The organism is Actinomyces israelii DSM 43320 (assembly GCF_000711965.1).
Classification (GTDB): domain Bacteria; phylum Actinomycetota; class Actinomycetes; order Actinomycetales; family Actinomycetaceae; genus Actinomyces; species Actinomyces israelii.
Genome location: NZ_JONS01000037.1, coordinates 25,038 through 31,037 on the forward strand (window position 1 = coordinate 25,038; position 6,000 = coordinate 31,037).

Genomic DNA, 6,000 nt, shown 5'->3' on the forward strand with positions numbered 1-6,000 from the left:
AGGACCGCCCAATGAGGACTGTCTCCCGAAGGCGCCCAGCACTCCTGGCGCTCCTCTGCGCATTCTCCCTCGCCCTCACCTGCACCGTCAGCGCCTGCTCCTCCAGCGGATCCTCGACGAGCGGGTCCGGGGAGGCGCTCGCCCCCGCGAGCCCCGCCGCCACTGCTGCCGCCGCCTCCTCTGACCACTTCGTCATCACCTGGGCCAAGGGCTCCGAGGCCGCCAGCTTCATCGACTCCGTCGATGCCTACGGCGTCGACATTATCGGCTCCCTGCCCCAGAAGGACCAGGAGGCGCTCAGGGCCGCCGCAGAGCAGGCATCCGTCGTCGTCGAGCAGGCCACTGCCCACGTGGGGGGCTTGACCACCGTGAAGCTGAGCGAGGCGCTCACCCCCGAGAAGTCGCGGACCTTCATCGACGCCCTCACCTCCTCCGACTCCGTCGAGACCGCCGAGCCCGAGCTGCGGGTGACGGCGCTCGACACCAGCGCGGGCACGCCCAACGACGAGTACTTCGGCTACCAGTGGGGGCTCACCGCCGAGCGGCACGGCGTCAACGCGACGAGCGCCTGGTCCCAGTCCACCGGGAGGGGAGCGACCGTCGCCGTCCTCGACACCGGCGTCCTTCCCGACCACCCGGACATCGGCGGGCAGCTCCTGCCCGGCTACGACTTCATCTCCGACTCCTGGACCGCCGGGGACGACGACGGCCGCGACGACGACCCCACCGACACGGGCGACGGCGTCGCCGCCGATGCCTGCGGCAACGGCAACAAGGAGACGAAGTCCACCTGGCACGGCTCGCACGTGGCCGGGATCATCGCCGCCTCGACCAACAACAGCACCGGCGTGGCCGGGGTCGCCCCCGACGCCAAGATCCTGCCTGTGCGCGTGCTCGGCCGCTGCGGCGGCGGGACGGACCTCATTGACGCCCTGACCTGGGCGTCGGGCGGCAGCGTCAAGGGGGCCCCGGACAACGCGAACCCCGCGCAGGTCATCAACCTGAGCCTGGGCGGCTCCGGCACCTGCCCCGCCTACCTCCAGAAGGCCATCGACGACGCCGTGGACCGGGGATCGATCATCGTCGCCTCCGCCGGGAACGAGGACCAGGACGTGAGCGGCGTGAGCCCGGGCGGCTGCGAGAACGTCATCACCGTCGGCGCCTCCAACGGCAACGGCGCCCGCAGCTTCTACTCCAACTACGGCACCGGCGTCGAGGTCTCGGCCCCCGGCGGCGACCCCGACGTGGACAGCGGCATCCTCTCCCTGAGCCAGCAGTCGGCCCCCGACTCCCCTCCCTACGCCTTCATGGCGGGGACCAGCCAGGCCGCCCCGCACGTGGCCGGCACGGTCGCGCTGCTCAAGTCCGTGGATCCCAGTCTCACGACGGCGAAGGCCACCACGGTCCTGCAGGACGCGTCCCAGCCGCTGACCTCCTGCGACCGCGATGCCTGTGGAACTGGCATTGTCGACGCGGCCGCCGCGGTGACCGCACTGTCGTCCGAGCAGAGTCCCGGCGGCGCGCCGACCGAGGACCCGGGCCCGGGCGAGGCCGGCGCGGGCGATGGCCAGGGCGACGGCGACTCCGGCGGCCTGCGAAGGAACCTGGGCGACCTGTGGGACCGCATCAGCGGAAACAGGTAGCGGCCCGTCGGCGCGCGGGCTCGGCGCGCTTTCCGTGGAGGTCCGCCGACGCCGGTCCCCTCGCCGGGCTCGTCGGCGCGCGTCGCGCCCTTCGCCGCGGCGCCCCTCGTCGGGCCCGCCCGCGGAGCGCCGATTCCCCGGCGTTCTCCAGGGTGCCCGAGGCTCGCGCACCCGACGTCGACTGCGGTCTGCAACGTTCCGGTGCGCCCGGCCCCAGCTGACCCTCCCCTCCGCGAGCACCGCCGTCGGCCGGTCACAATGAGCCATCGTGACCAGCGGTACGACCCTCTCACTGAACAGTTCCCGCCCCTGAGCAGGAGGATAACCGCATCTCTGCACCGGGAGGCGAAGGGACGATCGAAGGTAAGGACACGCCCTCCATAGTGGCTAGCCAGGAGTGGCTAGCCAGGGCGGCCAGTTCTTTCACTGTCACCACGCGAAACAGCTCGTTGGTGAGGCCTGGGTCGTTCGTGATGGCCTGGCGGAGCCGTGTGGCTCGGTTCGTGCTGCTCATGGTCCAGATGACTTGCGGGTAGTAGCCGCCGGTGGTGGCCTGTTCGAGGCCGGTGGCGAGGTGGTCCTGGTAGTTGTGGGACTTGGTGAGCAGGCGGGCGGGGTTCTCGGTGCCGAGGTCGATCTCGAGGAGCCAGTGGTCCTCATCGCCCTGTGCTGTGGTGGTGATGGCTTCGAGGTCTGGTTTGAGCCAGCGCCGCGCGCCGTTGGGGAGGGTCCAGGAGCGCCAGCAGGCTGGTTCGGTGCGGATCAGGGTCAGGTGCCCGCTGTTGGCTTGGGCGGCTTCGTGGATGATGACGCGCGCCTCGGTGATGGCCAGGGTGTGGGCCAGGAACGTCGGTGAGGGCTCGGTGAGGCGCCGCCAGGCGGGTGGGTCTAAGTGGTGGGGGCTGTTTGTGGTGGGTGGGGTGGTTGTGGTGGGTGGGGTGGTTGTGGTGGTTTGGCCGGGGGGGGTGTTGTAGTGTCTGGGGGTCTCGTGCCTGGGGGTCTGCTGTGTGTCTGCTTGTGGTTCGTGGGGGGCTTGTTGGGTGTTCGTGCAGCCTGGTTGCGGGTCGGGTGTGGATAGCGTGTGACCTGTGGCTGGTACCGGGCTGACGACCCGGTGTCGTGCGGCGGGGGGCTGGTGACGCGCTGAGGGTGGCCGACAGTGCGGGCAGTGTGGGCAGTGTGGGCGCGGGGGTGGGTGTGCTGCCTGCTGACGCGTTCGGCCTGATGTGCTGGCCGTTGCTCGTGCCGGCGTGTGCGCTGCTGGGCGGGGCGGTGGGCGCTGCGATGACGGCCACGGGAGCGCGCACGCAAGGGGCCGCACTGGCCCTGCGGGAGGCGGCAGACCTGATGGACGAGACCGGCTCCGGCATCGCCGCGGGTGCGCGCGCCCTGGCGGGCGGGCGGTGGAGGCGGTGGAAGCGCTGTGAGCGGGGGCCCTCTGGTGGCCGGCCGGCAGGAGACGACGTCGGGGGTCTCGGGGCTGCGGCTGGTCGAGGACGTCTCGCAGGTCGCCGGCGCGCCGGGAGCCGGTCATGGGTCGATTGATGCCCTGAGGGGCCTGAGCACCGTGGCCGACGCGGTGGCGCTGGCCACGGACCCGCTCGGGAAGGGGCGCTGAGCGCGGGTACCGGCTGGGCGCTGGACCACCTCCAGGCGCTGGGGAAGTGGCTGGGCGAGCTGACCGGTGACGCCGGCGCGGTAGCCGGAGGCGCCCAGACCTGGACAAACATCTCCGAGCACCTGGGCACCTGCAGCCAGGACCTGACGACCTCGCTGACCGTGCGCCTGGGAGAGGCGGTCCTCATGCGGCCCTGACAGCGTATAAGTCCTTCCAGGCCGGTAGTGCGGCGCGCCTGTTGGTGGTGGCGGCCCTGGCAGGCGCGGTGTCCACCGGCCTTGGCGTGGCCTCAGTGGTGGTTCCAGACGGTCCGTAGGCCTGGTGCGCGACGCGATCGCCGACGTACTGGGCAGGCTGGTCCTTCAAGGGCCTGGAGATCATGATGACCGCCGGAGTGGGCACGGCCGCGGCGATCGCCTCCCTGGTGGCCGACGCCGGCCAGTGGACCACCCGCCTGTCACGCGAGGCCAGGAGCGTGGTGACCACATCCTCCAACCTCGGTGACCTGTTCCGGCGGGCCAGGACCGCCATCGACGACCTGGCCACCACCACCGAGCACGGCCCCGGCCTCCCTGGCCGGGCAGCCTGCCCTGGCCACCGCCGCAGCCGGCGGCACCAGAGGCGCCAGAGGCGCCAGCAGGAGCACGCACGGAGCGCGCGGCGGCCGAGGCACAGGAACCGGCCACAACAGCGGCACAGGCGGCGGTAAAGGCACCGGAGGCGGCAAAGGACACGGAGGCGCAGGCGACGGCGGCGCAGGAGGCACCGGACACGGGACCACCGGCGGGGACAGGACCCCCGACCCCGAGATGACCAGACGCTCCCAGGAAGCCCAGCAACGCGCACAAAACACCCACGAAAGAATATCCAATAAGAACCGTGATTACAAGGGTAAGACAATTTCGTCCGACCATGTCCAGACTCTCAGCGGCTGGGGAGGCAAGACGACGAATCGCCCCAGCGAATTCCAGAAGCCCAATGTCGACGCGGTCCTCGCCAAGCAGGAGGAGATCGGCCACCCCATTGAGCCTCATCTATTTGACCAGGGGGTTGACGGGCAGTACTACGCCTCGCATGCGGAAAGGCAGTTGTCGCTCACCGCAAAGGAGCCGATTATCGGTGTGTCGAGGCCAGTTTGCAATGACTGCCAGGGCTACTTCACCAAGCTCGCCCAGCACGAGGGGAGATGCTGGTACGTCACCGACCCGGACGGGACATGGATATTCTACCCCGACGGCACAGTGGTAAAGCCTTGAACAACATCATGACGCAACCGATCGATATTATGCTCGGATCGGATGGCGCTGAAGAACAACGGATGAGGAGGGTGTCATGATTGACATGGACGCAGTGAACCGGGAGATCGAGGCCGGCCGAGCCGAGCTGGCCGCCAGCGATAAGGCGATCCTGTCACTGGCGACCCGCAGGCGGATCTGGAAGACCATGCTGGACCCCCAGGACGACGAGGCATCATACCGCCGCTTTATCGAGTTAGACATGAGGTGTGTCCGCCATGTCCAGGGCTTCTGGGACCGCGCATTCCCGGGAGACCAGCGGGTCGAGGAGATGCTCACCCTCGTACAGGAACTCATCGACCGGCAGACGGACCCGCAACAAGCCGACAGACGTGCAGGCGCCTTCATCGTCCAGATGGACAATGAGGTGAAAAATTTTGATGCTATTAGCCAACCAGCATACCTCGTTGCCAATGGGACGTCGCACGTGGTGATGTCGGCTTGTCATCGCGATCCTATCTACTACGTGTCGGGGGAGGCGGACGCTGATGATGACCTGCTTCCGGACTCGCTTGAGACGAGTTACTGTTGCGCTAGCGCCGCCAGCAACGCCCTGAACTGGCAGCCGATTGAAAAGACCGATGTGCCGGCTCGTCGGGCGTTCTGGACGTGGTACCTGGACGTGGCGATCCCGCAGGTGCTGGCCGGCTGACGCCCACAGGGGGCAGTGCCCGTAGAGGGGTTCGGCCGGGGCGGCAGGGTTCCTGTAAACACGGGCATCTGCCTGGATCCCGAACTACCGCTGTCGGCGCATTGGGCTGGGCTGACCGCCGAGATGAGTACCGTTGGCGGTCGGGCTTCTCCGGGTGCGGCGCACGGAGGAGAATAGGGCGCATGATCGACATGGATGCAGTGGGTCGGGAGATCGAGGCCGGCCGGGCCGAGCTGGCCGCCAGCGACAAGGCGATCCTGACCCTGGCGACCCGCACGCGGATCTGGAGGGCCATGCTGGACCCCCAGGACGACGAGGCCTCATACCGCCGCCTTATCGAGTTAGACATGAGGTGTGTCCGCCATGTCCAGGGCTTCTGGGACCGCGCCTTCCCTGGCGACAGCAGGGTCGAGGAGATGCTCACCCTGGCACAGGAGCTCATCGACCGGCAGACGGACGAACGCCAGGCCGAGAGACAGGCTGAGAGTTTTCTCGTTCGTGTTCTTGATGAGGTGGATGACTTCAACGCTGTTACCGAGCCCGCGACTTTCGTCGCTGATGCCGCGTCCAGCATGGTAGTTTCTGCCTGTAGTCATAACCCGCATTATGATACCGCGGATGATACCGCGGATGATGATGAGTTGCTTCCGGACTCCCTCGAGTCGAGTTATAGTTGCGCCAGTGCGGCCGCCAATGCTCTGAATTGGGTGTCGATTGAGGAGACGGATGTGCCGGCTCGTCGGGCGTTCTGGACGTGGTACCTGGACGTGGCGATCCCGCAGGTGCTGGCCG

The 6,000-nt window shown here is 68.3% G+C and carries 7 protein-coding genes; 5 read left to right on the top strand and 2 right to left on the bottom strand.

Translation table 11 applies throughout. From position 1 onward, the window contains the following. Nucleotides 1-11: 11 nt before the first annotated feature. A complete protein-coding gene (locus O145_RS11825; RefSeq protein ID WP_052375088.1) occupies nt 12-1,643 on the top strand; it encodes a S8 family peptidase in 1,632 nt (543 codons plus the stop codon). Between the two features lie 289 nt (nt 1,644-1,932). Here O145_RS11825 and O145_RS17510 read toward each other — a convergent pair whose 3' ends face one another. Continuing rightward, nucleotides 1,933-2,964 carry a replication-relaxation family protein gene (locus tag O145_RS17510; RefSeq protein WP_229118539.1) on the bottom strand — a complete coding sequence of 344 codons (1,032 nt, stop codon included), beginning with the start codon at nt 2,962-2,964 and terminating at the stop codon, nt 1,933-1,935. 102 nt (nt 2,965-3,066) lie between these two features. On the opposite strand from O145_RS17510, the gene O145_RS19310 reads away from it, so the two are divergent. After that, the gene (locus O145_RS19310) at nt 3,067-3,261 is read left to right on the top strand and encodes a hypothetical protein (protein WP_043563255.1); all 195 of its coding nucleotides are present in this window, start codon (nt 3,067-3,069) and stop codon (nt 3,259-3,261) included. 183 nt (nt 3,262-3,444) lie between these two features. Here the strand turns inward: O145_RS19310 and O145_RS11840 are convergent, their stop codons facing one another. Then, nucleotides 3,445-3,747 carry a hypothetical protein gene (locus O145_RS11840; protein ID WP_084682578.1) on the bottom strand — a complete coding sequence of 101 codons (303 nt, stop codon included), beginning with the start codon at nt 3,745-3,747 and terminating at the stop codon, nt 3,445-3,447. Nucleotides 3,748-4,070: 323 nt separating this feature from the next. On the opposite strand from O145_RS11840, the gene O145_RS18280 reads away from it, so the two are divergent. The 3 genes from O145_RS18280 to O145_RS11855 form a co-directional block, all read left to right on the top strand. Beyond that, complete coding sequence (locus O145_RS18280; protein ID WP_043563260.1) at nt 4,071-4,517, top strand: hypothetical protein; 447 nt, start codon at nt 4,071-4,073, stop codon at nt 4,515-4,517. Between the two features lie 76 nt (nt 4,518-4,593). Continuing rightward, entirely contained in the window at nt 4,594-5,208 is a 615-nt protein-coding gene (locus O145_RS11850; protein ID WP_169740353.1) for an Imm5 family immunity protein, read from the top strand. Between the two features lie 182 nt (nt 5,209-5,390). Then, the coding region (locus O145_RS11855) for an Imm5 family immunity protein (protein WP_169740354.1) at nt 5,391-6,000 on the top strand (610 nt) is incomplete at its 3' end.